General features: G+C 66.6%; 1 rRNA gene and 1 pseudogene. One reads left to right on the top strand and one right to left on the bottom strand.

The features are described from left to right. A pseudogene (locus ACFV0Q_RS41945) lies at positions 1-736 on the top strand (hypothetical protein); the annotation flags it as partial. Positions 737-795: 59 nt separating this feature from the next. Here the strand turns inward: ACFV0Q_RS41945 and rrf are convergent. Next, a 5S ribosomal RNA gene (gene rrf, locus ACFV0Q_RS41940) occupies positions 796-912 on the bottom strand. Positions 913-1,082: the final 170 nt, after the last annotated feature.

The following is a 1,082-nucleotide window of genomic DNA, read 5'->3' as shown; positions in this document are numbered from 1 at the left end:
CACCACGGTCATCACGACGCGGGTACGACGGACGGTCGCCACCACGGAAACCACCGCCGGTGGGACGGTCCCCACCACGGTCGTCACGGCGCGGGTACGACGGACGGTCGCCACCACGGAAGCCGCCACCGGTGGGACGGTCCCCACCACGGTCATCGCGACGCGGGTACGACGGACGGTCGCCACCACGGTCATCACGACCGCCACGGAAACCACCACGGTCATCATCACGACGCGGGTAGCTCGGGCGGTCGCCACCACGGTCGTCACGACGCGGGAAGGACGGACGGTCGCCACCACCTGCGGGACGACCACCGCGGTCGTCGCGACGGAAGCCGCCACCGCCACCACCGGTCGGACGGCCGCCACGGTCGTCGTCACGGCGCGGGTAGGAGGGGCGGTCGCCGCCACGGTCGTCACGACCGCCACGGAAGCCACCACCGCTGGGCCGGTCGCCGCCGCCGGCGGGACGCCCGCCACGGTCGTCACGGCGGAAACCGCCGCCACCACCGGTCGGACGGCCACCACGGTCGTCGCGGCGGAAGCCACCACGGTCGCCGCCACGGTCGTCACGGCCCCCGCGGTAGCCGCCCCTGTCACCGCCGTCGTTGCGCCGAGGCTCGCGCTCCGGACGATCGTCGGGAGAGTTGGACATGGGTGTGACTCCTGTCTTCGGGGTACCGCTAGTCATTCTCGCGCAACCAACCCATGGCCGCGCTTCGGCGTAAAGAGGTGAAAAACAAAAAGACCCCTGGTCCAGCGTTGAACGCTGGACCAGGGGTCCTTTGAAAAATTGTTCGGCGGCGTCCTACTCTCCCACAGGGTCCCCCCTGCAGTACCATCGGCGCTGAAAGGCTTAGCTTCCGGGTTCGGAATGTAACCGGGCGTTTCCCTAACGCTATGACCACCGAAACCCTAATCGGTTTCGAGCGAACAAGCACACTTTGTAGTTATGTTCTAGCTCTAGAAACCAGCAACCGTTCGTTGCTTCAGAACTAACACAGTGGACGCGAGCAACTGAGGACAAGCCCTCGGCCTATTAGTACCAGTCAGCTCCACCCGTTACCGGGCTTCCACATCTG

The sequence above is a fragment of the Streptomyces sp. NPDC059564 genome, assembly GCF_042735575.1.
GTDB lineage: Bacteria > Actinomycetota > Actinomycetes > Streptomycetales > Streptomycetaceae > Streptomyces.
This window is presented reverse-complemented; position numbering and strand designations above follow the sequence as displayed.